The organism is Caulobacter sp. 10L414 (assembly GCF_056395525.1).
In genome coordinates, this window is sequence record NZ_JBFTJR010000003.1 from 26,554 (window position 1) to 50,529 (window position 23,976).

Consider the following 23,976-nt stretch of genomic DNA (forward strand, 5'->3'; position numbering starts at 1 on the left):
ACTGGCTGCTTCTCATGTCCGCTGTCGCCCCAGGCGAGGCCCCGGCGCCGCCGCAGGCGAGCGCTGCGGCGCGGGCCGAGGCGGAGGAGGCCGACGACGTGGCGGTGCGGCTTTCGGGCGTCGAGGTCGTGGCCCGTCGCGGGGCGGCCAAGACCCCGCCCGAGACCGAACTGGGCCCGGGCGAGATCGAAGCCCTGGGCGCCTACGACATCGGCGAGGCGCTGGACCGGATCAGTTCGGCCTACGGCATAACCGAGCCGCCCGTGGTGATCATCAACGGCCGGCGGGTGCAGAACGCCGGCGACTACCTGTCGTTTCCGCCCGACGCCATGACCCGCGTGGAGCTGCTGCCCGAGCAGGCGGCGGGGCTGTACGGCGCCGACCCGGGCCGGCGGGTCGTCAACATCGTTCTCAAGCGCAGCTTCCAGAGCCGCGACGCCCAGCTGGCCGAGGCGCGGCCGACCAGCGGCGGGCGCTCTTCCTCGATGGGCGATGTGCGCCGCTCGGCGATCGCCGACGAGAACATGAGCCAGCTCGGCGTGCGACTGACGCATGACACCTCGCTGCGGGCCGACGAGCGGCCCGATTACCTGCGCGACAACCCGCAATCTCTCGGCGTCGTCCTGAAGCCGAAGAACACGTCCGTGACCGGCAACATGTCGGTCAACCGCCGCCTGGGCGAATGGCAGGGCTCGTTCAGCGCCACCGCGCGCGCCCAGCGGGACGAGACGGTCTCTCGCCGGGGCGACGCGCTGGCCGGAATCCAGGGGCGCCAACAGGGCCTGACCCTCAACGCGGGCGGCAATGGCGACATCGCCGGATGGTCGGTCAGGGCCGCCCTCGACGGCCAGCTCTCGAGCGGCAGCCAGGAGGGCCTGACCGACCGCAAGTCGAACAACCGCTCGGTCGGACTGAACCTGTCGGCCGACCGGCCGCTGCTGACCCTGCCGGCAGGCCGACTGACGATGGACGTCAGCGGCCGCGTTTCGAAAACCAGCTCGACCAACACCATCGAGGGCGAAAAGACCGAGCGCAGCGCCGAGACCGCCGACATCCGGGGCGGACTGTCGATCCCGCTGCTGCGCGCGCCCCAGCCTGGCGAGAGCGCGGGAGGGATCAATCTGGGCGGCGCGGCCCTGAACCTCAGCGGCAACGTGCGCCGCCAGTCGGGGTCGGGCGGCGGCGGCGGGGTCAACGGCGCGCTGATGTGGTCGCCGCACAAGATCCTGCGGCTGAACGGCTCGTGGGCGCGCTCCTACGACGCCCCGTCCGACCAGCAGCTGTTCGACGCGCCCTTCTACGGGACGCCGATCGTGGTGTTCGACTTCGCCACCGGCCAGTCGGTGGAGATCCTGCCGCTGCTGGGCGGCAATCCGGACCTGAAGGGCCAGACCAACGAGCGGTTCTCGCTGGGTCTCTCGGTGGGGCCGGTCACGCCGTGGCGGCTGTCGGGCAACTTCAGCTACCGCACCTCCGACTCCCGCGACGGCATCAGCGGCCTGCCGGCCCTGACCCCGGCGGTCGAGGCGGCCTTTCCCGAGCGGTTCCAGCGCGACCCCGACGGCCGCCTGATCAGCGTCGACCAGCGCGCGATAAACCTGCTCTCGTCGCGATCGGACACCCTGGCCTCGGGGCTGAACTTCATCGTGCCCTTCGACGGCAAGGGTCCGCCGGGGCTGAGCACGTCGAGTCTGAGGGTCTCGCTGAACCACACGCTGCAGCTGAAGAGCGTCACGGTCATCCGCGCCGGTTATCCCGTGATGGACCATCTGGCCGGCGACGGCGGCGGCTCGGCGCGCAACACGCTGTCGGCCACGCTGGACGCGCGCCGCGACAAATGGACGCTGAACGCCAGCGCCCGGTGGCGGCAGGCCTATCGCACCCGCCGCGACACGGGCGCCGACGGCCCGAACGACCTGGTGGTCTCCGACCTCACCAGGATCGACCTCAAGCTGGGCTACATGTTCGCCGCCAAGCCCCCCGCGCCGGCCCAGGCCGGGGAGGGCGGAGCGCCTCCCATGCGCATCTCGGGCCTGCGCCTGGGCCTTGAAATCGAGAACCTTCTGGACGCGCGGCCCCGCGCCAGGCTGGGCGACGGCCGCCCTGCGCCGGGTTACGGGCGCGATGACCAGGACAGCCTGGGACGCGTCGCCCGGGTCACTCTGCGCGGGCGCTTCTAGGTCTGGCGAGTTTTCGCGCCGCGCTACTCAAACGAAAGTCTAGTGCATGCGAATGATTGATTTCGTCATGTGAAATTGCGGCGACCACTGAGACATACGGCTTAATGCATTCAGCATGACGACTTGTCATTGCTAATCTCAAGTTATTGACGCGAAACTGAACTAGGCAGATCGCTAGCCGCTGTTTCGCTTCGCGTAGGCGTTGCGCGCTCCAGGAGCCTCTTTGAGCCGGCGGCGGGGAAGGCGGTCATCGCATCCCCAAAGACGGTCACGAGCTTCAGGCGTTTGCGCGCGCCTCCGGCGCCGACCTCGGACCCGGCATCCGTCTCCCCCGTCGACGTTGTGATCGAGGCCTTCGTTTGGATCGCGCGGACGAGCCCGGAGGGCATGCGCGCGGAGCGCTCGGGAGCTAGTCATGGCCGACATAGACCTCACCTCACCTGGCAGTACGGCGACGATCGACGGCGTGGTCATCACGCGCGGCGACGCGATCGGTTCAGGCACGGGCATCTACGCCCCGTTCCTCGGCATCCGCGACAATGACGGCAACGAGAACGGCTTCAACACCGACGCCACTGATGTGCTCAACACCGACCAGAGCAAGACCAGCAGCCTGACCTTCAACCAGATCCCCATCCGGGTGATCGACGGGGTGCAGTACCTGGAATTCCGGCTGGACCTTAACGAGACCAACGCCAATCCGTTCACCGCGCTGAATGCGCTGAAGATCTACTACTCGTCGGCTCCGGCCACGGGCGCGGACTATGTCGCCGGCACCCAGGAGCTGGACGCCGACTTCACCAAGATCTTCGATCTCGACGCAAGCGGCGACAAGACTCTGCTGCTGGACGCGCACTCGTCGGGCAGCGGCAATGACGACTACATCTTCTATGTACCGGTTTCGCTGTTCGGCGGTGCGGACCTGAGCTCGGCCTACATCACCATGTACGCAGAGTTCGGCCGACCTGGCACGGACTACGCCGCCGACGACGGCTTCGAGGAGTTCAACACCGAGCAGGCCGCCATCATCAGCGGCATCAAGTTCCTCGACGCCGACGGCGACGGGGTGCAGGACGCCGGCGAGGCGGGCCTCGGCGGTTGGACGATCTTCGTCGACGAGAACAAGAACGGCGTGCTCGACGCGGGCGAACGCTCGACGGTGACCAAGGCCGACGGCACGTTCCAGATCGGCGGCCTGCCGCTGTCGCTGGGCACGGTGCAGGTCGACGAGGTGCTGCAGGAGGGCTGGACCCAGACCACGGGCGCCTTCGAGACCGTCACCCTCAGCGCGGCCACGACCTACAATGTGCAGATCGGCAACCAGCCGATCCCGCCCCAGGTCGACGTGGTCAAGACGGCCGGAACGCGCACCGACGGCGACGGCAACGGCGACGACGCCGGCGACACCCAGGTCTTCAACTTCACGGTCACCAACACCGGCACGATCAAGCTGCTGAACGTCACCCTGACGGACGACAACGGCACGCCCGGAAACACCGCCGACGACATCGCGATCCCCCTGACGGGCCTGACCGACCAGGACGGCGATGGGCAGGCCGACGACCTCGCGGTCGGGGCCTCGGCGACCGGCAGTCTGCTGCATGTGTTCAGCCAGGCCGAAATCGAGGCCGGCGGCTACACCAACACCGGCACGGCCACGGGCTCGTCGGCCAGCGGCATCTCGGTCTCGGACAGCGACCCCGAAAGCGTGACGCTGACCCGCAATCCGGCGCTGAACATCACCAAGGACGCCAGCGTCCCGGGCGGCACGGCCGACACCGCCGGCGAACAGATCAGCTACACGATCAGCGTGGCCAACACCGGCAACGTGATGCTCGACGGCGTCACCGTCACCGACCCCTACGCCGACGCCGGCTCGATCATGCGCGGCGCCGACACGGTGGGCGACAACGACGCCCTGCTCGAAGTGGGCGAGGTCTGGAGCTACACCGCCAAGCATACGGTGACGCAAGGCGAGATCGACTCCAACGGCGGCGGCGACGGCATGCTGGAGAACACGGCCACGGCCGACTCCAACCAGACMGGYCCCGACACCGACGACGCCAATGTGCCCGTCGACCGCCGGCCCAGCCTGAACATCACCAAGGACGCCACCGTCCCCGGCGGCACGGCCGACGCGGCGGGCGAGCAGATCAGCTACACGATCACCGTCGCCAACACAGGCAACACCACGCTGGACGGCGTGACGGTCACCGACCCCTATGCCGACGCTGGCTCGATCATGCGCGGTGCGGATGTCGTGGGCGACAACGACGCCTTCCTGGAGGTCGGTGAAACCTGGGGCTACACGGCCAAGCACACGGTCACGCAGGCCGAGATCGACTCCAACGGCGGCGGCGACGGCATGCTGGAGAACACGGCCACGGCCGACTCCAACCAGACGGGCCCCGACACCGACGACGCCAGCGTGCCCGTCGACCGCCGGCCCAGCCTGAACATCACCAAGGACGCCACTGTCCCCGGAGGCACGGCCGACGCGGCCGGTGAACAGATCAGCTACGTCATCACCGTGGCCAACACCGGCAACACCACGCTGGACGGCGTGACGGTGACCGACCCCTATGCCGACGCCGGTTCGATCATGCGCGGCGCCGATGTGGTCGGCGACAACGACGCCTTCCTGGAGGTGGGTGAGACCTGGGGCTACACGGCCAAGCACACCGTCACCCAGGCGGAACTCGACTCCAACGGCGGCGGCGACGGGCAGTTGGAGAACACGGCCACGGCCGACTCCAACCAGACAGGTCCCGACACCGACGACGCCAGCGTCCCGGTCGCCGCCAGGCCCAGCCTGAACATCACCAAGGACGCCACCGTCCCTGGCGGCACGGCGGATACCGCGGGCGAGCAGATCAGCTACGTCATCACCGTGGCCAACACGGGCAACACTACGCTGGACGGGGTGACGGTGACCGACCCCTATGCCGACGCCGGCTCGATCATGCGCGGCGCGGATGTGGTCGGCGACAATGACGCCCTGCTGGAGGTTGGTGAAACCTGGGGCTACACCGCCAAGCACACGGTGACCCAAGCGGAGATCGACTCCAACGGCGGCGGCGACGGTCAGCTGGAAAACACGGCCACGGCCGACTCCAACCAGACGGGCCCGGACACCGACGATGCCAGCGTGCCCGTCGATCGCCGGCCCAGCCTGAACATCGTCAAGGATGCGACGGTCCCTGGAGGAACCGCCGACACGGCCGGCGAGCAGATCAGCTACACGATCAGCGTCACCAACACCGGCAACACCACGCTGGACGGCGTGACGGTCACCGACCCCTACGCCGACGCCGGAACCTTGATGCGCGGCGCCGACACGGTGGGCGACAACGACGCCCTGCTCGAAGTGGGCGAGGTGTGGAGCTACACCGCCAAGCACACGGTGACCCAAGCCGAGATCGACTCCAACGGCGGCGGGGACGGTCAGCTGGAGAACACCGCCACGGCCGACTCCAACCAGACCGGCCCCGACACCGACGACGCCAGCGTGCCCGTCGATCGCCGGCCCAGCCTGAACATCGTCAAGGACGCCACCGTCCCCGGCGGCACGGCCGACACGGCCGGTGAACAGATCAGCTACGTCATCACTGTCGCCAACACCGGCAACACCACGCTGGACGGCGTCACGGTGACCGATCCCTATGCCGACGCCGGTTCGATCATGCGCGGCGCCGATGTGGTCGGCGACAACGACGCCTTCCTGGAGGTGGGTGAAACCTGGGGCTACACCGCCAAGCACACGGTCACCCAGGCGGAGATCGACTCCAACGGCGGCGGAGACGGCGCCCTGGAGAACACGGCCACGGCCGACTCCAACCAGACTGGCCCCGACACCGACGACGCCAACGTGCCGGTGCAGCAGCGCGCGAGCATCGACATCGAGAAGTACGTCTCGATCGACGGCGGCGCGACCTGGAGCGACGCGGACGACCCGATGGGGCCGATCGCCACCTCCAGCGCCAGCATCGCCTTCAAGTTCGTGGTCACCAACACCGGCAACGTCACCCTGACCAACACCGCGGTGACGGACTCGGTGTTCGACCTGAACGGCGCCGCGGCGGGCACGGCGCGTGATCTCGGCAACCTGGCGGTCGGCGCCAGCACCGAGTTCCAGATCACCGCGCCGTGGACCTCGGGCCAGCACGTCAACGACGCCACCGCGTCGGGGACTTACTCCGGCGGCACGACCAGCGACCACGACCTGGCCTACTACTACGGCCTGATCGACACGGTGGGCGTGCGCACCCCCGGCTTCTGGCTGTCGCCCAATGGGCTGACCTTCTGGGACGGCACGGTGGGCAACGAGACCAAGTCCGGTCCTGATTTCCCCAACGGCGAACYGCTGGCCTACAACAACGGCATCGTCGACGGCCCGGACCCTGGCAACAGCAACAAGGAAGAGCGCTACATCCTGCTGGGCGACGACAACGGCAACGGGATCACCGACGCCGGCGAAGACACCCTGCAGATGTCGCTGGCCCTGGCGCTGAAGGTGCTGGACGCCTCGCAGAAGCCCTCGCCGGACGCCCGCTACGTCCTGGGCCGCGACGTCATCGCCGCCTGGCTGAACTTCGAGGCCGGCAACGCCTCGGGCGACCCGCTCGATCCGAACAGCCCCGCCGCCAAGATGAACCAGGCCATCGACTGGCTGCAGCAGTACGCCGACGCCAATCATGACGGGATCGCCGACTTCAACGGACCGGCGATCAAGCAGAGCAGCGCGGCCTGGCAAGGCTCCGGCGCGGCCCTGCACACCGCGCTCGACGACTACAACAACAACGGCACGATCAGCGGCTTCACCTTCGCCGGCGACGGCGACGACAAGCTGTTCGTCACCATGCTGACCCGCTACCACGCCGAGGATACCCTCGCATGAGCGGGCGGGGCGGCGAGGGCAGGGCGAGAGGCTCGGGGCGGCGACCGCTCCCCGAGCCGCTGGCCAGCGCTCTGGGAACCTGCCGGCGGCATCTGCTGATCGCCGCCGGCTTCAGCGCCCTGGTCAACATCCTCTACCTGGCGCCGACCCTCTACATGCTGCAGATCTACGACAGGGTCCTGCCCACCGGCGGGCTCCTGTCGCTTGCGTTTCTGACGGTGGCGGTCGTCTTCGCCCTGGCCACACTGGCCATGCTGGACAGCCTGCGTCAGCGCATCCTGGTGCGGCTGGGCCTGCGCCTGGACCGCCTGCTGGCGCCCGAGGTGCTGACCCGGCTGACCGGCGGGCTCAGCCCCGACGCCGGCCCCCGCCTGCGCCAGGCGATGCGGGAGTTCGACTCCTTCCGCAACGTCGTCGCCGGGCCCGCCGCCACGGCGATGCTCGACGCGCCCTGGACGCCGATCTACCTGGCGCTCTGCTTCGTGCTGCATCCCCTGCTGGGCATGATCTCGGTGATCGGCGCGGGCGCGCTGCTGATCCTGGCCATCCTCAACGAACAGGCCACCCGCGCCAAGCTCAAGGCCCTCAACGAAGCCTCGGCCCAGGCCTACGCCACGCAGGAGGCGATCGCCAGCCAGGGCGGCCTGGTCAAGGCGCTGGGCATGCGCGAGCCGCTGATCGTGCGCCAGCTGCTCGACCGGCGCGCCGCCGTGGGCCTGCAGGCCGACGCCCAGTTCACGGGCGGGATCTATACGGGCCTGATCCGCTTCCTGCGCCTGACCCTGCAGTCGCTGGCGCTGGGGACCGGCGCATGGCTGGCCGTGCGGCACGAGATCTCGGCCGGCGGCGTGATCGCCGCCTCGATCCTGCTCAGCCGCAGCCTGGCGCCCGTCGAGCAGATCGTCGGCGCCTGGAAGAGCGTGATCCAGGCCCGCGACGGCCTCCGCACCCTGGTCGACCTCTTCGAGCGCTCTCCCGCCGCGCCGGTCCGCACGCGCCTGCCCGAACCCAAGGGGCGACTGCGGGCCGAACAGGCCGGCGTCCGTACGCCGGATGGCGCGGGCATGATCCTGCGCGGCGTGTCCTTCGACCTCAATCCGGGCGAGATCATCGGCGTGGTGGGCCCCAGCGGCGCGGGCAAGACCACCCTGGCCAGGGTGTTGGTCGGGGCGCTGACGCCCGACCTCGGCTGCGTGCGCATAGACGGCGCGGACCTGGCCGACTGGCAGTCCGAGCGCCTGGCGGCCCACATCGGCTACCTGCCGCAGAACTGCGGCCTGTTCGCCGGCACGGTGAAGGAGAACATCGCCCGCTTCGCCAGCATCACCGAAAGCGACCCGCGCGAGATCGACGAGCGGGCCGTGGCGGCGGCGACCGCGGCCGGCGCGCACGAGATGATCCTGCGGCTGCCCCAGGCCTACGACACGCCGCTCGGACCGGGCGGGGCAGGGGTGTCGGCCGGTCAGGCCCAGCGCCTGGCCCTGGCACGCGCGCTCTACGGCTCTCCCCAGGTGTTCGTGCTCGACGAGCCCAACTCCAACCTCGACTTCGAGGGCGAGACGGCGCTGGAGCACGCGATCGCGGCCCAGAAGGCGAGGGGGGCGGCGCTGGTGGTCATCGCCCATCGCCTCAACATCCTGGGCGTGGCCGACAAGCTGCTGGTGCTGCGCGACGGCGCCATGGACCTCTACGGCCCACGCCGCGAGGTGCTGCAGGCGCTGGAGGCGCGGGTGGCCGGACTGCCGCGCCCGGCCAATGCGCCGCCTGATCTTCGGGTTTCGGGGTGAACGCCATGACCGGTTCGCTAGCTGTCCACAAACCTGGGGCCCTGGTCACGGTCGAGGCCTACAAGGCCGAAGGTCCGGCCGACGCCCCGCATTGGGAGCTGCGCGTCGGCCTGGCCGCGGCCGGCGCCTTCTTCGTCGGGTTCCTGGGCTGGGCCGCCTTCGCTCCCCTGGACGCCGGGGCCTATGCGCAAGGCGTGGTGGTGGTCTCCGGCAGCCGCCAGGCCGTCCAGCATCGCGAAGGCGGGGTGATCTCGGCCCTGCGCGTGCAGGAGGGCGACAAGGTCAGCCAGGGCCAGGTTCTGCTGGAGCTCAACGTCCAGGAGGTGAGGGCGCAGGAGCGGGCGCTGGCCGCCCGGGTGTTCGCCGTCGAGGCCCGCCGGGCGCGGCTGATCGCCGAGCGCGACGGCCTGGCCGCGCCGGTCACGCCGGTCGCCTTCGCCGGGCTGGCGCTCGAAGACCAGGTCCTGGCCGACGAGGCCATGGGACTGGAGCGCCGGCAACTGGCCGCCCAGCGCGCGGCGCTGGCCTCGCGGCGCGGCGTGCTGGGCGAGCGCGCCAGCCAGCTGGCCGAGCAGATCAACGGCTACAACCGCCAGCTGGCCGCCAACCGCGAGCAGCAGCGGCTGATCGGCGAGGAACTGGAGGGCATGCGCAAGCTGGCCGCCCAGGGCTATGCGCCGCTGACCCGGGTGAGGGCGCTGGAACGCGCCGCGGCCGATCTGGTTGGAACCGACGGCGCCTACCGCGCCCAGGCCGCCAGCGCCCGCGAAGGCATCGGCGAGACCCGCATGCAGGCCCTGCAGGGCGACCGCGAGCACATGGACGAGGTGATCGCCGACCTGCGCCAGTCCGAGATCGAACTCAACGACCTCAAGCCCAAGCTGGCCGCCGCGCGCGACCAGCTCTCGCGCGGCATGGTCAGGGCGCCGGCCTCGGGCCAGGTGGTGGGCCTGAAGGTGTTCACCGTCGGCGGGGTCGCCGCGCCAGGTGACACGCTGATGGAGATCGTGCCGCAGCGCGCGCCGTTGGTCATCGAGGCCCGCGTTTCACCCAACGACGCCGACGACGTGCACGTGGGCCAGAACGCCGACGTCAAGTTCACCGCGTTCCATGACCGCCATCTGCCGCTGCTGCAGGGCACGGTGACCAAGCTCTCGGCCGACGGCTTCACCGACGAAAAGACCGGCGCGCGCTATTTCCGCGCCGAGGTCGCCGTGCCGCCGGAGGAGCTGGCCGCGCTGAAGCAGCCGGGCCGCGAGCCGCCGGCGCTGAAACCGGGGCTGCCGGTCGAGGTCGTCGCGCCGCTGCGCAAGCGCACCGCGTTGCAGTACCTGCTTGAGCCATTGCAGCAGCGGCTGTTCAGGACGTTCCGGGAGCAGTGAGAGCGCGGGAATAGGAATATTTTCCTGGCAATGCGACCAGCGATCTGCACCTCAATGTTTATCGCCTAAGGAATATTATCAGCAATAATATCTCAGCCTTTTTGACGCGTGGCGATGTCCGCCGGGCCAACAGCGACGGCCTTTGTGCGCCACAGAGCCTATTTTCTTCGTGGCCGATGTCGGCCTGCGGCTCACGACGGCGTCCTAGGCTCACGGCGCTTGGGCCGTCGGAGCCGCGCGATGTTGTACGCCATTCTCTGCTATCACATGGAAGACGTCGTCGGCGCATGGAGCCCGGCGCATGACGAGGCCGTGATGGCGCGATTGAGCGTGGTTCGCGACGACCTGGCCGGCCAAGGCCGCCTGAGCCTGTCGGCGCGGCTCTTGCCGACCACCACGGCCGTGACGCTGCGCAAGGACCGCGAGCCGCCGCTGCTGGTCGACGGTCCGTTCGCCGAGACCAAGGAGCAATTGCTGGGCTTCTATCTGGCCGATTGCACGGACCTTGAAGACGCTGTGGCCGCAACGCGTGAGCTTGCGGCGGCAAACCCCGGCGGCTGCTACGAAATTCGGCCTGTCAGCGATTTCTGGAAATCGAACGGCGTTCACGGAGCGCGCCCGTGAACGACCCCGACTGGATCGACGCCGCCCTGGTTTCGGCCCGTCCGCGCGCGATGGCGGCCCTGCTGCGCTACTTTCGTGACCTGGACACCGCCGAGGAAGCCTATCAGGACGCCTGCCTGCGAGCGCTGAAGTCCTGGCCGGAAAAAGGCCCGCCGCGCGATCCGACCGCCTGGCTGATCCTGGTGGGACGCAACAGCGGCGTCGACGCGGGCCGCCGGCGAAGTCGCCAGACCGCCCTGCCGTCCGACGAGGTCCTGACCGACCTGGCGGCCGGACTGGATGACGCCGAAACCGCGCTGGCCGAGCGGCTGGACGGCGCCGACTATCGCGACGACATCCTGCGGCTGCTGTTCGTCTGCTGCCACCCGGACCTGCCGGCCACCCAGCAGATCGCCCTGGCCCTGCGCATCGTGTCGGGCCTGTCGGTGCGCCAGATCGCCCGCGCCTTCCTGGTCGGCGAAAGCGCCATGGAACAGCGGATCACCCGCGCCAAGGCCCGCGTGGCCAAGGGCGACACACCGTTCGAGGCGCCCAATCCCACCGAGCGCGCCGAGCGGCTGCTGACGGTGATGGCCATGGTCTATCTGGTGTTCAACGAGGGCTATTCGGCCGGCGGCGCCGAGGCCGATGCGCGCCGCCCGCTTTGCCACGAGGCCCTGCGCCTTTCGCGCCTGCTGCTGGGGCTTTTTCCCGCCGAGCCCGAGGTCATGGGCCTGACGGCGCTGATGCTGCTGCAGCACGCCCGCACGCCGGCGCGGCTGGACGCCGACGGCCTGATCATTCTGCTGGACGATCAGGACCGCGCCCTCTGGGACCGGTCGATGATCCTCGAAGGCCTGGCGCTGATCGACAAGGCCATGCGCCATCGCAAGCCGGGCCCCTATCAGGTCCAGGCCGCCATCGCCGCCCTGCACGCCCGGGCCGAACGCGCCGACGACACCGACTGGGCGCAGATCGGTCATCTCTATGCGGCGCTGGAGCACATGACCCCCTCCCCGGTCGTCAGCCTCAACCGCGCGGTCGCCGTCTCCAAGGTGGCCGGCCCCCAGGCCGCGCTCGAGATGATCGCGCCGCTGGAGGAGCGCCTGGCCGGCTACTTCCATTTCCATGGCCTGCGGGGCGCGCTGAACCTGCAGCTTGGCCGCGACGCCGACGCGCGCGAGGCGTTCCAGCTGGCCATCGCCCTGGCCGGCGGCGCGGCCGAGGCCGCCCATATTCGCCAGCACCTCGATCGCCTGCAGGCCGAGGGCGAGAAAAATCGCGCCGCGGTGTCGGACGGCTGATCCCCGAAACGTCCTTGTCGCGAACGGCCCGAAACGGGCCCCGCCCATGGAGTTTTCGATGCTGAAGATCCTCGCCGCCGTCGTGGTGCTAGCCGTGGCCGGCCTGCTTGTCGCCGCGGCCCTGCGTCCGCCGACCTTCCGGGTCGAGCGCTCGGTGCTGGTCAACGCTCCGCCAGAGGCGGTTCTGGCGCAGATTTCCGACTTCAAGGCCTGGCGCGCCTGGTCGCCTTACGAGGCGCTCGACGCCGACATGCAGCGCACCTACGGCGGCGCCGACCGCGGCGTCGGCGCGACATACGCCTGGGTCGGCAAGAAGGCCGGAGCCGGCCACATGCGCGTCGTCTCGACGACGAACCGCGAGGTGGCCATCGCCCTGGATTTCGACAAGCCGTTCAAGGCCAGCAACACCGCCGCCTTCACCGCCGAGCCCGTCGGCGACGCCACGCGCGTGACCTGGGCGATGTCGGGGCCCGCGCCCTACATCTCGCGGCTCATGGGCCTGGTGTTCAACATGGACAGGATGATCGGGCGCGATTTCGAGACGGGACTGTCCAATCTGAAATCCGTCGCCGAGCGTAACTGAGAGACCCCTGCCCCGCACGCTTTCGAGGAGATCCGCATGGCCCGTCTGCTTATGCTGAAGTTCGAACCGAGCTCGCCGTCGCGTCCGGCTCCAGCGCCGACGGAGCGGATCGGCGGCGAGATGGAACGGGCGCAACCTGCCAGGAAAGCTGAGAAGCGGACCGCTCACGTCGCCGAACAGCACGCCCCTCACTAAGTCCGGCAGCTGACGGCGATATCAGAAAATCTGGGACCATCGAATCCATACTGATCTAGTAGTAATTCATCAGCGCCGTCTTCCTCCCCTTTGGCGGCGCCAAGGCGAGCGCCGCCCCGCCAGGACGATGCCGACGGCTCCGGTGTCCTGGTCTGGTCCTTCGGGGGAAGGATCGGGGCGGCGCTCGCTCTTGATCTCGCCATCCCGCGCCCCATCTCAAAGCCCGGCAGGCCCCGCGAAGATTGACTTTGCGGCGATTGCGCCTATTTATCCGCACCTTCGGAGCAGGTCTGGCGAATCCGCGCCGCCCGCTCGCCCAAGCACGGGCGGCTCCGAGCTAGACCAGCGTGACATGACCGAATTTTCAGACCTCGGGCTTTCGCCCACGACCCTTCAAGCGGTCGCCGACACCGGCTATACGACCGCCACCCCGATCCAGGCCCAGGCGATCCCCGTCGCCCTCGCCGGCCAAGACGTGCTGGGCATCGCCCAGACCGGCACCGGCAAGACCGCCGCCTTCACCCTGCCGCTGATCGACAAGCTGGCCTCGGGCCGCGCCAAGGCCCGCATGCCGCGCGCCCTTGTCATCGCGCCGACCCGCGAGCTGGCCGACCAGGTCGCCTCCAGCTTCGAGAAGTACGCCAAGGGCACCAAGCTCTCGTGGGCGCTGCTGATCGGCGGCGTCTCGTTCGGCGACCAGGAAAAGAAGCTCGACCGCGGCGTCGACGTGCTGATCGCCACGCCGGGCCGCCTGCTCGACCACTTCGAGCGCGGCAAGCTCTTGATGACCGGCGTGCAGTTCCTGGTGGTCGACGAAGCCGACCGCATGCTCGACATGGGCTTCATCCCCGACATCGAGCGCATCTTCAAGCTGACCCCGCCCAAGAAGCAGACCCTGTTCTTCTCGGCGACCATGCCGCCGGAAATCACGCGCCTGACCAAGCAGTTCCTGCGCGATCCGGTCCGCATCGAAGTGGCCAAGCCGGCCACCACCAACGCCAACATCACCCAGCGCCTGATCAAGGTTCCGAGCTCGGATCCGAAGGCCAAGCGCCTGGCCCTGCGCACGGTGATCGAAAAGGCCGCGCCGGAAACCGGCATCGTCTTCTGCAACCGCAAGACCGAAGTCGACATCGTCGCCAAGTCGCTGAAGGTGCACGGCTTCGACGCCGCCGCCATCCACGGCGACCTCGACCAGAGCCAACGCATGAAGACCCTGGCCGACTTCCGCTCGGGCGCGCTGAAGATCCTGGTCGCCTCGGACGTGGCCGCCCGCGGCCTCGACATCCCGGCCGTCAGCCACGTCTTCAACTATGACGTCCCGCACCATGCCGACGACTACGTGCACCGCATCGGCCGCACGGGCCGCGCCGGCCGCACGGGCGAGGCCTACATGCTGGTCACCCCGGCCGACGACAAGGGCTTCGACAAGGTCATCAAGCTGATCGGCCAGACGCCCGAGGAAGAGGTTCTCGACGTCGACTACACCAACGCCGTCACCGTGCCGCGCGAGGGCGACCGCCGTCGCGGTCGTGGCGAGCGTCCGGGCCGCGAGCGTGGCGAACGCAGTGAGCGCAGCGGCCGCGGCCGTCGCGAGCGCGCCGAAGCGGCTCCAGAGGCCGAAGTCGTCGAAACCGTCACCGTCGAAGCCGCGCCGGAAGCGCCCGTCGAACGCGCCGAGCGTCCCGAGCGCGAGCGCAAGCCGCGCCGTGAGCGTTCGCGTGATCGCGCCGCCGTGCAGACCGCCGAGGCCGGCCCGGTCGAGGAAGCGGCTCCGCCTCCCCGTCCCTCGCGCGAGCGTCCGCCGATGCCGGTTCGCGGCGTGCAGCCGGTTCGCGCCCGCGAGGACGACGACGACCGTCGCGTCGTCGGCTTCGGCAACGACATTCCCGCCTTCCTGCTTCGCGCTCCGCCGAAGCTGGCCAAGGTCGAGGATTGATCGATCAGGACTGACGAGCGGCCCGAAAGGGCGTAGATTGGCCGGCGTGCTCCCACGGAGCCGCCGGCTTTTTCTTTGCCCACGGTCGCGTCGCTCAGGCGGCTCCGCGCGTTTTTCCCGAAGACTTCGGAGGAACCGCCATGGCCGATTTCACGCCCTCGCAATCAGATCAAGACCTGCTGGTGCACGAGCGCACCTATCACGTGTTCAGCGTCTTCGTGCGCTGGTCGATCGTCGGCGTCGCCGTCGCGCTGACCGTGCTGACGTTGTGGTTCGCCACGCCGGCGGGCTTTCTGGGCGGCCTGATCGCCGGGGTCGTGCTGGCCGTGGCCGGCTATTTCGCGGTGATCCGCCACGAGCAGCATCAGCCGCTCGACCTGTGGACCGAGGGCCGCTGAACCGACGCGCTCAGAGCGCGGCGTCGACGAAGGCCAGAAGATCGTCCAGCGGCGGCCGATAGGCGAAGCGGAAGCCGCGGCGTGCGCGCGCCAGCCAGGACGCCTCCCGAGGATCGCCGGGCGACGGGCAGACGTAGCCGCGCCATTCGACCCCGACCTGACGACAGGCCGCCCATACCCAGCGGCTCGTGAAGTTGGCCGGCTGGATTTCGATGACCCGCGCGCCGGGCTTCAGGAACATGGCGTTGGCCAGCGCCGCGCCCGAGGCGCCCACGACCACGTCGGCGTCGCGCATCAGCGCCACCTGGGCCAGAGCGTCCATCCGCTCGGGACGTGCGATCAGGAAGCCGCGCCTTCGCAGCGCCGCCTCCAGTTCGGCCTCGTTGACCATCACCCGCATCGACTGGCTGCGACGCGACAGATAGACCCGCCGCCCCTTGCCGGGGCGGTCGGGAACGGCCGCGACCACCCGCTGCGCCACGCGACGGACAAGGGCCGTCGGCGCGTGAAGGAAGTGGTCCATGCTGGTGGCGTAGGCCGCCTGCTCCAGGCGTATCCTGCGGCCCGGAACCTCGCGCACCTCGCATTCGGGAAAGGCGGCGGCCAGCAGGCTTTTCTGCCAGGGCTTCAGGCGCGGCGCGAGCACAGGCGCTCCGACGGCGAACCCTTGCTCGACCGCGGCCAGGACCGACGGCATGGCGTCGAGCAGGAAGTGGCCATAGTTGAAGCCGCCGCCCCACGGCATGAACACCACGCCCCTATCCAGGGCGCAGCTGGGTCCGTCCGCCATCAGTTTGGATACGGGGGCGAGGTCGGGCCAGCGATGCAGCGCCTCACCGCCAGCCGACTGCAGGACGCGCCCGCCGGGGCCGGCCAGCACGCCATAGGCGGGAAACCAGTCGACCTGCCGGACATGACAGATCGCCGGCTCGGAGGCCGGCGGCGGCGCATCGACGGGAAACGGCCAGCTCTCCGTCAGATCCCGCACCAGATGCGGCGGCGCGGCGGGCTCCTCGGCTTCCGCCAGCCGCGACCACCCCTCCTCGCCCCCATTGAAGAAGGCGTGGCGAAGCGCTCCCATCTCCGCCATKGGCAGGGCCTGACGTTCAGCGACGATATCGAAAGCGGCGAGCTGAGCCATACGGCCCTAAAGCCAATGATTCTCGTTCGACGACCACCGAGCGCCGGGCTGGTTTCTAGCGCTTGATCTGGCCGGCCAGGTACTTGCGGATGCCTTCGCCATAGGGCGGCCTCAGCGCCAGCATGGGGCCGATGTCCTTCTTGAGCTGATGGAACACGGCCTTGCGGTGGCTGAACTCGCGGAAGCCGTCATGGCCGTGATAGGCGCCCATGCCGGCCGGACCGACGCCGCCGAACGGCAGGTCTTCCTGGGCGACGTGGAAGATCACGTCGTTGACGGTCGCACCGCCGCTGGTCGTGGCGGCCAGCACGCGCTCGCGCTCGGCCTCGTCGGTTCCGAACCAGTAGAGCGCCAGCGGCCGGTCGCGGCCGTTGACGTAGTCGATGGCGTCCTCGATGCGGTCGTAGGCCTTCACCGGCAGCAGCGGGCCGAAGATCTCGTCCTGCATCACGGCCATGTCGTCGGTGGGCTTGAGGATCAGGGTCGGCGGGATCTTGCGATGCTGCTGCTGGGAGAAGTCCTCGCCGGCCGGGTTCAGCTCGACCACCTTGCCGCCCTTGGCCCTGGCGTCGTCGACATAGTCCTTCACCCGGTCATAGTGCCGCTGGGCCACCAGGGCCGTGTAGTCGGGATTGTCCTTCAGCGTCGGGAAGCTGCGGGCGACGGCGGCGCGCGCGGCCTCGACGAAGCGATCGACGTCCTCGGCGGGGGCCAGGACGTAGTCGGGCGCCAGACAGATCTGGCCCGCGTTCAGGGTCTTGCCGGCCATCACCCGCGCCGCGGCGGTGTCGAGATCGGCGCCGCGCGACAGGATCACCGGACTCTTGCCGCCCAGTTCGAGGGTGACGGGCACCAGGTTCTCGGCGGCGGCGCGCATCACATGCTTGGCCACCGAAGTCGCCCCGGTGAACAGCAGGTGGTCGAAGGCCAGCCCCGCGAAGGCCTGGCCGATCTCGGGCCCGCCGGTGACGACGGCGATCTCGTCGGCGTCGAAGGCCTTGGCGAACATGGCCTTGAGCAGCTCTGAGGTGGCCGGCGTGTACTCCGACGGCTTGATCATGGCGCGGTTGCCCGCCGACAGCACCCCGGCCAGCGGCGCGAAGGTCAGGTTGACCGGAAAGTTCCAGGGACTGATCACGCCCACCACGCCCTTGGGCTGCCAGCGCACCTCGGCCTTGGCGCCGAACAGGCCCAGCAGGGCCGGCGTCGTGCGGCGCTTTTCGGTCTTCATCCATTTGCGCACGTGCTCGCGCGCGTGCTTGAGCGGTCCGATCGAGCCGGCCACGTCGGTCAGCGCCGTGGCGTCCTTGGATCGCACGCCGAAGTCGTCGCCGACCGCCCGGGCGATCTCGGCCTCGTGGTCGACCAGCAGCGCGATGCAGCGGTTCAGCCAGTCGATCCGCCGCTCGACGGGCGGCGCGCCGTCGCGCAGGTGCGCGGCCTTCTGTCGCTGGAGAATGATCTCGAGGCCGGCCTTGGCGGCTTCCTGGCCGAGATTGGCGGGGGCGTTCATGCGGCGTCTCTCCCGAAAACGGCCTCTCGGCTCATCTTATCAGCGTTCAGAATGCTTTGGAGTTGTGACGGGCGCAAGCACCCCCGCGCAGCCTTAACCGCTCGTTTGAACTCTCGTGCCTATGCTCGCCGCGTAAGCGATCGGTCTGGGAGAAGCCCGGATCGGCGGGGGAATGAATGATGTCGGACGTCGAAACCACGCTGCGCGGCCCGGAAGCCTACAAGATCGCCCGTCGGGCCCTGGACCTGATGGAACGTCACCAGATCTGGCCGACCGCGCTGAACTTCGAACTCTGGACCCATTACGTCGCCGATCCCGACGGCGCCCTGGCGCGCGAAATCACCCGCCTGATCTCGATGGGCGAACCCATCACCGAGATGCTGAGCGAGGAGCTCGCCGCGGCCTACCTGCCCAAGGCTCGCCTCAACGAACAGATCCGCGACGCCGGCGACCTGCTCTCCAAGGAGCTGGAATCGGTCTCGAAGGCCATCCAGAACGCCCAGAAGACCAACGCCGCCTTCGGCAAGACCCTGGCGGGCGTCTCCAAGGACCTGGACGCCCCGACCGGCGTCGAAGGCATCAAGGCCGTGGTCTCCAGCCTGGCCGACGCCACCCGCCGCGTCGCCAAGGAGAACAAGGCGCTCGAAACCCGCCTGGCCGAATCCACCGCCGAGGTCGATCGCCTGCGCGAGCACCTGGAGCAGGTGCGCCGCGACGCCACCACCGACGGCCTGACCAACCTGGCCAACCGCAAGGCCTTCGACGAGGAGCTGGAGCGCGCCTGCGCCGAGGCCGACGAGGCCGGCTCGGCCATCTGCCTGGCGGTGCTCGACATCGACCACTTCAAGGGCTTCAACGACACCTGGGGCCACCAGACCGGCGACCAGGTCATCCGCTACGTCGCCAGCGTCATCGGCCGCGTGGCCGCCCTGCCCCGCTTCGCCGCCCGCTACGGCGGCGAGGAATTCGCGATGATCTTCCCTGGCGAAGCGGCGGCCATCGTCGGCGCCACCCTGGAAGAGATCCGCGTCGAGGTCTCCTCGCGCATGCTCAAGCGCCGCTCGACCAACGAGGACCTGGGCGCCATCACCCTGTCGTCGGGCTTCGCCGAGCGCCGCAAGGGCGAGACCGGCCATTCGGTCATGGAGCGCGCCGATGCGGCGCTCTACGCCTCCAAGCGCAGCGGCCGCAACCGCGTCACCGCCGCCGACACCCAGAGTGAATCGGCCAACGCGGCCTGAAGGGATACCCGTTCTTCTCCAGAGAACCGGGTTTGAGAGAGCCGTCGGCGCTTCTGGCGCCGGCGGCTCTTGCGTTCCGCAGGGACAATCGCGCCTAGCTGGCGTCCAGGCGCGTAAAGACGCCCGGAGGACGCCCCATGGCCAACGCGGCTTACGACAAGATCCGGCTGGAAGCCCAAGACGGCGTGGCCGTCATCACCTTGTCCGATCCCGCCACTCTCAACGCCGCCAGCCCTGAGGTCGCCCGTGAGCTGGCCCACGCGTTCGGCGCCGTGGCCGCCAGCCAGGTCGAGGCCCGGGCGGTGATCCTCACCGGCGAAGGGCGCGGTTTCTGCTCGGGCGCCAATCTCTCGGCCGGCGCGACCGCCGGACGCCCCATAGATCCTGACGGCAAGCCGGACGCCGGCGCGGCGCTGGAGAGCGTCTACAACCCCCTGATGACGCTGCTGCGCGATTTCCCGCTGCCGATCGTCACCGCCGTCAACGGTCCCGCCGCCGGCATCGGCTGCTCCCTCGCATTGATCGGCGACATCGTCGTGGCCGCCGACAGCGCCTATTTCCTGCAGGCCTTCCGCCGCATCGGCCTGGTGCCCGACGGCGGCTCGACCTACCTGCTGCCGCGCCTGGTGGGCAAGGCGCGAGCCATGGAGATGATGCTGCTGGGCGACAAGATCCCGGCCGCCACGGCGCTGGACTGGGGTTTGATCAATCGCTGCGTGGCCGACGCCGACCTGATGCCGACGGCCCTGGGCCTGGCGCGCACGCTGGCCGAGGGGCCAGCCTCGCTGGGCGCCATCCGGCGCCTCGTATGGGACAGCCTCGACGCCGACTGGATCGGCCAGCTGCACGCCGAACGTCACGCCCAGCGCGCCTGCGGCAAGAGCGAGGACTTCATCGAGGGCGTCAGCGCCTTTCTGCAGAAGCGCCCCGCGGCCTTCAAGGGTCGGTGAAGGCAAGCTAGGCTGCGACGATGAACGTGCTCTTCGTCTGCAGCCAGAACAAGCTTCGCAGCCCGACCGCCGAGCGGGTGTTCTCGCGCTGGCCGGGGATCGAGGTCGACTCGGCCGGCCTCAACAACGACGCCGAGAACCCCGTGACGCCGGAGAACGTCGCCTGGGCCGACGTGATCTTCGTCATGGAGAAAACGCACCGCAGCAAGCTGTCGAAGAGGTATCGCCAGCATCTTCGCGCCAGGGTGGTATGCCTTGGTATCCCCGACGAGTATGACTACATGGACCAGGCGCTGGTGGCGCTGCTTCAGGCCGGGGTTCCGCCGTTCCTGCCTTCGGCGCGCTGAGGCCGCGAAAAGCGGAAGGACGGGACGCCAGCCCGATCGTCGCCCTTCATATTTCCCGGTCAAGAAACTGATTTTGCTAGAAAATCAGTACGGCTTGTAACTCTTTTCCTCAACGATATCCGAGCCGGTCAGAGCGTTGATCTGGCGCTTCACGGCCGCGCGCTTGTCGTTGTCCATGTAGACGCGGCGCGCCAGGGCGACGAACTCCGGACCGAAGGTCTGGTTACGCTCGCAGGCGCGCTTGCCGTCCTCGATGTCCCAAAGGGCGGCGTTGATCTGCGTGAGTTCTACCGTCAGTCGGTCCAGCTCGGCGCTGGGCGTCAGGGCGCCGGCGGCGATGCCTTCCAGCAGCGCCAGCTCCTTGCGGACATTGGCTTCCTTGGCGGCGTCGCCGATCCGTTCGGCCTTCACGCGCAGGATGGTGATCTTGTCGACGAGTTCGCCGGCGGAGATGGGAGCGAGGATGGACATCAGGAATCTCCGGCGATCAGGGCGTCGAGCGCGTCCTGCACGGCTTGCGGCGGCAGGGCGGCCATGCCCTCTCCGTAGTCCTCGGCGCACAGCATCTCAAGGCGCCGGGCGGCGGGCTTGAACTTCACGGCCTTGCGTCGGTTCAGCTGAAGGGAAAGCAGCGGCGCGCCGCCGGCCGCCAGCATGTGGCCAGGACCGGCGTCGTTGGCCACGGCCGCGCCGAGCCGCCCGGCTAGGGCGATGGCCAGGAGCGGTCCCTTGACGTTCGCATGGCCGTCGGTGCGATCGGCCTCGGGAAACAGCGCGCCGGGAACCTCGCTCCTGGCGATCGCGGCGTCGGCGGCCTCGTCCGGCCCGAAGAAGAACACGGGCGTGCGCCCGGCGGCGGCCTGCGCGCGAGCGAGTTCGAGATAGTTCTCCAAAGGCCAGCGCTTTTCCTGGCCGCCGGCGCCCGGCGCCAGGCCGACATAGGCCGGACCGCTCGGCAGCAACGCCTTCGCCGCCGAGATCGCCTCGGCCTCGGTCAGCGCCAGGGGGCGCAAGCTCCCCTGCCCGTCCGTGGCCAGGCTCAGCAGGCGGGCCATACGGTCGACCACGGCCGGCGGCCAATCCCCCTTGCGGGCCTGCATGGCGGCCGAAACGAACGCCCCCTTGGCCGCACGCCGGGCGACCAGGCTGCGCCGAAGGTTCTCCTGGGTGTCGATGACGAGGTCGAAGGTGCGGCCGCCGAACGGCTTGACCCAGGGGAGCGCGTCGAGAGCGCCGGCGCCGGTCACGCCGTCCTTGACGATCTCGTCGATATAGCCGGCCACGACGCGCTTGAGCGGGCCGTCATAGACGGTGGTCCCCTTGGCGGCGCACCAGGTGATCCGCGCCTGGGGAAACGCTGCGCGCAGCCCGGCGATGAAGGGCAGCTTGATCAGGCCGTCGCCGATCACCTCGCCCATGGAATAGATCAGAACCGTCTGGACCATGGGCCGTGCATGGCCGCGCCCGCCGCCAGCGTCAATCGGGCGAATGGTATGTGAGCATTTACTTGCAAGCAGCGTGATTTGCGGTAACGTCGGTTGCATGAGCGCCAAGCCCCGCATCGAACGCGCCGCCCTCGAGGTTTTCGCCGCCCACGGCGTCGACGGCGCCACGACCAAGCTGATCGCCGCCCGCGCCGAGGTTTCGGAGGGCGCGATCTACCGCCACTGGAAGAGCAAGGACGAACTGGCCATCGGCCTGTTCATGGCGGCCCACAAGCGGCTTTCGGACCTGATCGAGGCCGAGGCCGGCGCCGTCCACGGCGTCGCGGCCAAGGCCGCCGCCCTGGTCAAGGCCTACTGCACGGCCGCCGACGAGGACTGGACCCTGTTCTCGTTCCACCTGCTGCAGCTTCACCACTTCCTGCCCTACTATCAGGACGACGGCCGCGACCCGGTCACCCTGGTCGAGACCATCATCAAGTACGCGATGCTGAAGATGGAGCTGCCGCCGGGCGACCCGCGCGTCGTGGCCGCCATGGCCATCGGCGTCATCACCCAGACCGCTCAGAACAAGGCCTATGGCCGGCTGGGCGACGACGCGCTTTCGGCCCATGCTCCGCTGATGACCGCGGCCATCCTAGCCGTGCTCAAGGCCCGCTGATCCAAGACCTCGCCACAAGCCCCTCCACGAAGGACCGAACGATGCGCAGCGCGCTGTTCAACGCCTACTATTGGGTTCTGTCGATCTTCTACGGCCTGTCGGCGGCGCTTTCGGCCCTGCTGCCGGGCCGTCGCCCCGTGACCTTCGCCTTGCGGCTCTATTCCAAGCGCATGCTGTGGGCCCTGCGCACTTTCGCCGGCGTGCAGGTCGACCTGAAGGGCCAGGAAAACCTGCCCCAGGGGGCCTTCATCATCGCCGCCAAGCACCACAGCTGGGGCGACGGCTTCGTGATGTTCGCCAATGTCGACAATCTGTCCTTCGTCACCGGCGACCATCTCGAGAAGTTCCCGCTGCTGGGCGGCATCCTCAAGAAGTTCGGCGCCATCGTCGTCGACAGCTGCGGCGGCCCGGAGGCTCGCGCGGCCCTGTCCAAGAGCGCCGCCCAGGTCGCCGCCGAAGGACGTCGCATCCTGATCTATCCGGAAGGCCATCTGGCCGCCCCGGGCGAGCGTTTCCGCTATCGCACCGGCGTCTATCATATGAGCCAGGACTTCGGTCTGCCGGTGGTGCCCGTCGCCACCAACCTGGGCTGTTTCTGGAAGCAGCAGGAAGCCAGGAAGACCCCAGGTCGCGCCACCGTCGAGTTCCTGCCGCCCCTGCCCCAGGGCCTGCAGAAGGTGGAGTTCATGAAGCTGCTGGAGGCGATGGTCGAGAACCGCACCAACGAACTGATCGCCCAGGCCACTGGCCAGCCGGTGAAGCCGTCGGTCCTCGTCGATCCGCCGAAGAAGAAGCCGGCCGAGGCGGCGGAAACAGCGGCCTGACGAATGGGGCCAGGAGGCGCGGACATGCTGCCCAACCTGCTGACCGGCCTGCGGCTGCTGATCCTGCCGTTCCTCGTCTGGGCGGTTCTGGCGGGAGCCGGCTGGGCGGCCCTGACGCTGTTCCTGGGCGCCGGCCTGACCGATATCCTCGACGGCCGGATCGCTCGGCGCTTCGGCCTGACCTCGAAGTTCGGCGCCATGTTCGACCTGCTGGCCGATCGACTGCTGACCCTGGCCAGCCTCGGCGCGCTGATGACGGCCGGTGTCTTCGCCGGCGGCTGGATCGCCGTTCCGCTGATCCTCATCGGCCGCAACTTCGTCGTCGCCGGACTGCAGCAGGCCCTGCCGGGGAAAGATTTCGACCTCCCCCTTATCGAGCACCCGAAAATCGCGCTGAACTTCCTGGGCGTCGGGCTGCTGTTGGCGCCGATCGGGATGCAGGCGGCGGGGCTGTGGGCGTTGGCGGCCAGCGCGGCGCTATCGGCGGCGACGCTGGCGATCTACACGCGACGAGCCATGCCCGAACTCAGCCCGCGCTGACCGAGGACCGGGGTGGCGGAGGACAAGCCTCCGTCACCCCGGCCTTCAG

Annotated in this window: 19 protein-coding genes; 15 read left to right on the forward strand and 4 right to left on the reverse strand. The window is 69.1% G+C overall.

The window, feature by feature from the left end:
• The first annotated feature begins 14 nt into the window (after nucleotides 1-14).
• From AC1DCG_RS01640 to AC1DCG_RS01680, 9 genes are all read left to right on the forward strand, one after another.
• Nucleotides 15-2,180, forward strand: coding sequence for a TonB-dependent receptor domain-containing protein (locus tag AC1DCG_RS01640; protein ID WP_477028109.1), 2,166 nt, complete (start codon nucleotides 15-17; stop codon nucleotides 2,178-2,180).
• A gap of 415 nt (nucleotides 2,181-2,595) precedes the next feature.
• Nucleotides 2,596-7,077: a beta strand repeat-containing protein gene (locus AC1DCG_RS01645; protein WP_477041349.1), complete on the forward strand. Its 4,482-nt coding sequence runs from the start codon at nucleotides 2,596-2,598 to the stop codon at nucleotides 7,075-7,077.
• Entirely contained in the window at nucleotides 7,074-8,864 is a 1,791-nt protein-coding gene (locus AC1DCG_RS01650) for a type I secretion system permease/ATPase (protein WP_477028107.1), read from the forward strand. The genes AC1DCG_RS01645 and AC1DCG_RS01650 overlap by 4 nt, the downstream gene beginning before the upstream one ends.
• 5 nt (nucleotides 8,865-8,869) lie before the next feature.
• A complete protein-coding gene (locus AC1DCG_RS01655) occupies nucleotides 8,870-10,246 on the forward strand; it encodes an HlyD family type I secretion periplasmic adaptor subunit (protein ID WP_477041350.1) in 1,377 nt (458 codons plus the stop codon).
• A 240-nt stretch (nucleotides 10,247-10,486) separates the two neighbouring features.
• Nucleotides 10,487-10,870, forward strand: a complete 384-nt coding sequence (locus AC1DCG_RS01660) for a YciI family protein (protein ID WP_477028105.1) — start codon at nucleotides 10,487-10,489, stop codon at nucleotides 10,868-10,870.
• Entirely contained in the window at nucleotides 10,867-12,153 is a 1,287-nt protein-coding gene (locus AC1DCG_RS01665; protein ID WP_477028104.1) for an RNA polymerase sigma factor, read from the forward strand. The genes AC1DCG_RS01660 and AC1DCG_RS01665 overlap by 4 nt, the downstream gene beginning before the upstream one ends.
• A 58-nt stretch (nucleotides 12,154-12,211) precedes the next feature.
• The gene (locus tag AC1DCG_RS01670; protein WP_477028103.1) at nucleotides 12,212-12,736 is read left to right on the forward strand and encodes an SRPBCC family protein; all 525 of its coding nucleotides are present in this window, start codon (nucleotides 12,212-12,214) and stop codon (nucleotides 12,734-12,736) included.
• A 547-nt stretch (nucleotides 12,737-13,283) separates the two neighbouring features.
• On the forward strand, nucleotides 13,284-14,870 hold the full coding sequence (locus AC1DCG_RS01675) for a DEAD/DEAH box helicase (protein WP_477028102.1): 1,587 nt from the start codon (nucleotides 13,284-13,286) through the stop codon (nucleotides 14,868-14,870).
• Between the two features lie 140 nt (nucleotides 14,871-15,010).
• A complete protein-coding gene (locus AC1DCG_RS01680) occupies nucleotides 15,011-15,268 on the forward strand; it encodes a hypothetical protein (protein WP_477028101.1) in 258 nt (85 codons plus the stop codon).
• 10 nt (nucleotides 15,269-15,278) lie between these two features.
• Here the strand turns inward: AC1DCG_RS01680 and AC1DCG_RS01685 are convergent, their stop codons facing one another.
• Together AC1DCG_RS01685 and AC1DCG_RS01690 are read right to left on the reverse strand one after the other, a co-directional pair.
• Nucleotides 15,279-16,349, reverse strand: coding sequence for a glycosyltransferase family 61 protein (locus AC1DCG_RS01685; protein WP_477041351.1), 1,071 nt, complete (start codon nucleotides 16,347-16,349; stop codon nucleotides 15,279-15,281).
• A 115-nt stretch (nucleotides 16,350-16,464) separates the two neighbouring features.
• Nucleotides 16,465-17,922: a coniferyl aldehyde dehydrogenase gene (locus AC1DCG_RS01690; protein WP_165255680.1), complete on the reverse strand. Its 1,458-nt coding sequence runs from the start codon at nucleotides 17,920-17,922 to the stop codon at nucleotides 16,465-16,467.
• Nucleotides 17,923-18,101: 179 nt separating this feature from the next.
• Here AC1DCG_RS01690 and AC1DCG_RS01695 point away from each other — a divergent pair, with 179 nt between their 5' ends.
• From AC1DCG_RS01695 to AC1DCG_RS01705, 3 genes are all read left to right on the forward strand, one after another.
• The gene (locus AC1DCG_RS01695) at nucleotides 18,102-19,163 is read left to right on the forward strand and encodes a GGDEF domain-containing protein (RefSeq protein WP_116491564.1); all 1,062 of its coding nucleotides are present in this window, start codon (nucleotides 18,102-18,104) and stop codon (nucleotides 19,161-19,163) included.
• Nucleotides 19,164-19,300: 137 nt separating this feature from the next.
• Nucleotides 19,301-20,113 (forward strand): enoyl-CoA hydratase/isomerase, encoded by an 813-nt coding sequence (locus AC1DCG_RS01700; protein WP_477036459.1) that lies wholly within the window; start codon nucleotides 19,301-19,303, stop codon nucleotides 20,111-20,113.
• 20 nt (nucleotides 20,114-20,133) lie between these two features.
• Nucleotides 20,134-20,460 carry a low molecular weight protein tyrosine phosphatase family protein gene (locus AC1DCG_RS01705; RefSeq protein ID WP_477028098.1) on the forward strand — a complete coding sequence of 109 codons (327 nt, stop codon included), beginning with the start codon at nucleotides 20,134-20,136 and terminating at the stop codon, nucleotides 20,458-20,460.
• A gap of 84 nt (nucleotides 20,461-20,544) precedes the next feature.
• Here AC1DCG_RS01705 and AC1DCG_RS01710 read toward each other — a convergent pair whose 3' ends face one another.
• Complete coding sequence (locus AC1DCG_RS01710) at nucleotides 20,545-20,931, reverse strand: DUF6165 family protein (protein ID WP_165255668.1); 387 nt, start codon at nucleotides 20,929-20,931, stop codon at nucleotides 20,545-20,547.
• Complete coding sequence (locus tag AC1DCG_RS01715; RefSeq protein WP_477028097.1) at nucleotides 20,931-21,905, reverse strand: glycosyltransferase family 9 protein; 975 nt, start codon at nucleotides 21,903-21,905, stop codon at nucleotides 20,931-20,933. Before AC1DCG_RS01715 ends, AC1DCG_RS01710 begins: the two co-directional genes overlap by 1 nt.
• Before the next feature lie 97 nt (nucleotides 21,906-22,002).
• Between AC1DCG_RS01715 and AC1DCG_RS01720 the strand changes: the two genes are divergently transcribed.
• The 3 genes from AC1DCG_RS01720 to AC1DCG_RS01730 are packed head-to-tail and all read left to right on the forward strand — an operon-like array spanning nucleotide 22,003 to nucleotide 23,927.
• Nucleotides 22,003-22,563: a TetR/AcrR family transcriptional regulator gene (locus tag AC1DCG_RS01720; RefSeq protein ID WP_477028096.1), complete on the forward strand. Its 561-nt coding sequence runs from the start codon at nucleotides 22,003-22,005 to the stop codon at nucleotides 22,561-22,563.
• A 41-nt stretch (nucleotides 22,564-22,604) separates the two neighbouring features.
• Entirely contained in the window at nucleotides 22,605-23,387 is a 783-nt protein-coding gene (locus AC1DCG_RS01725) for a lysophospholipid acyltransferase family protein (protein ID WP_477028095.1), read from the forward strand.
• Nucleotides 23,388-23,411: 24 nt separating this feature from the next.
• Complete coding sequence (locus AC1DCG_RS01730) at nucleotides 23,412-23,927, forward strand: CDP-alcohol phosphatidyltransferase family protein (RefSeq protein WP_477028094.1); 516 nt, start codon at nucleotides 23,412-23,414, stop codon at nucleotides 23,925-23,927.
• Nucleotides 23,928-23,976: the final 49 nt, after the last annotated feature.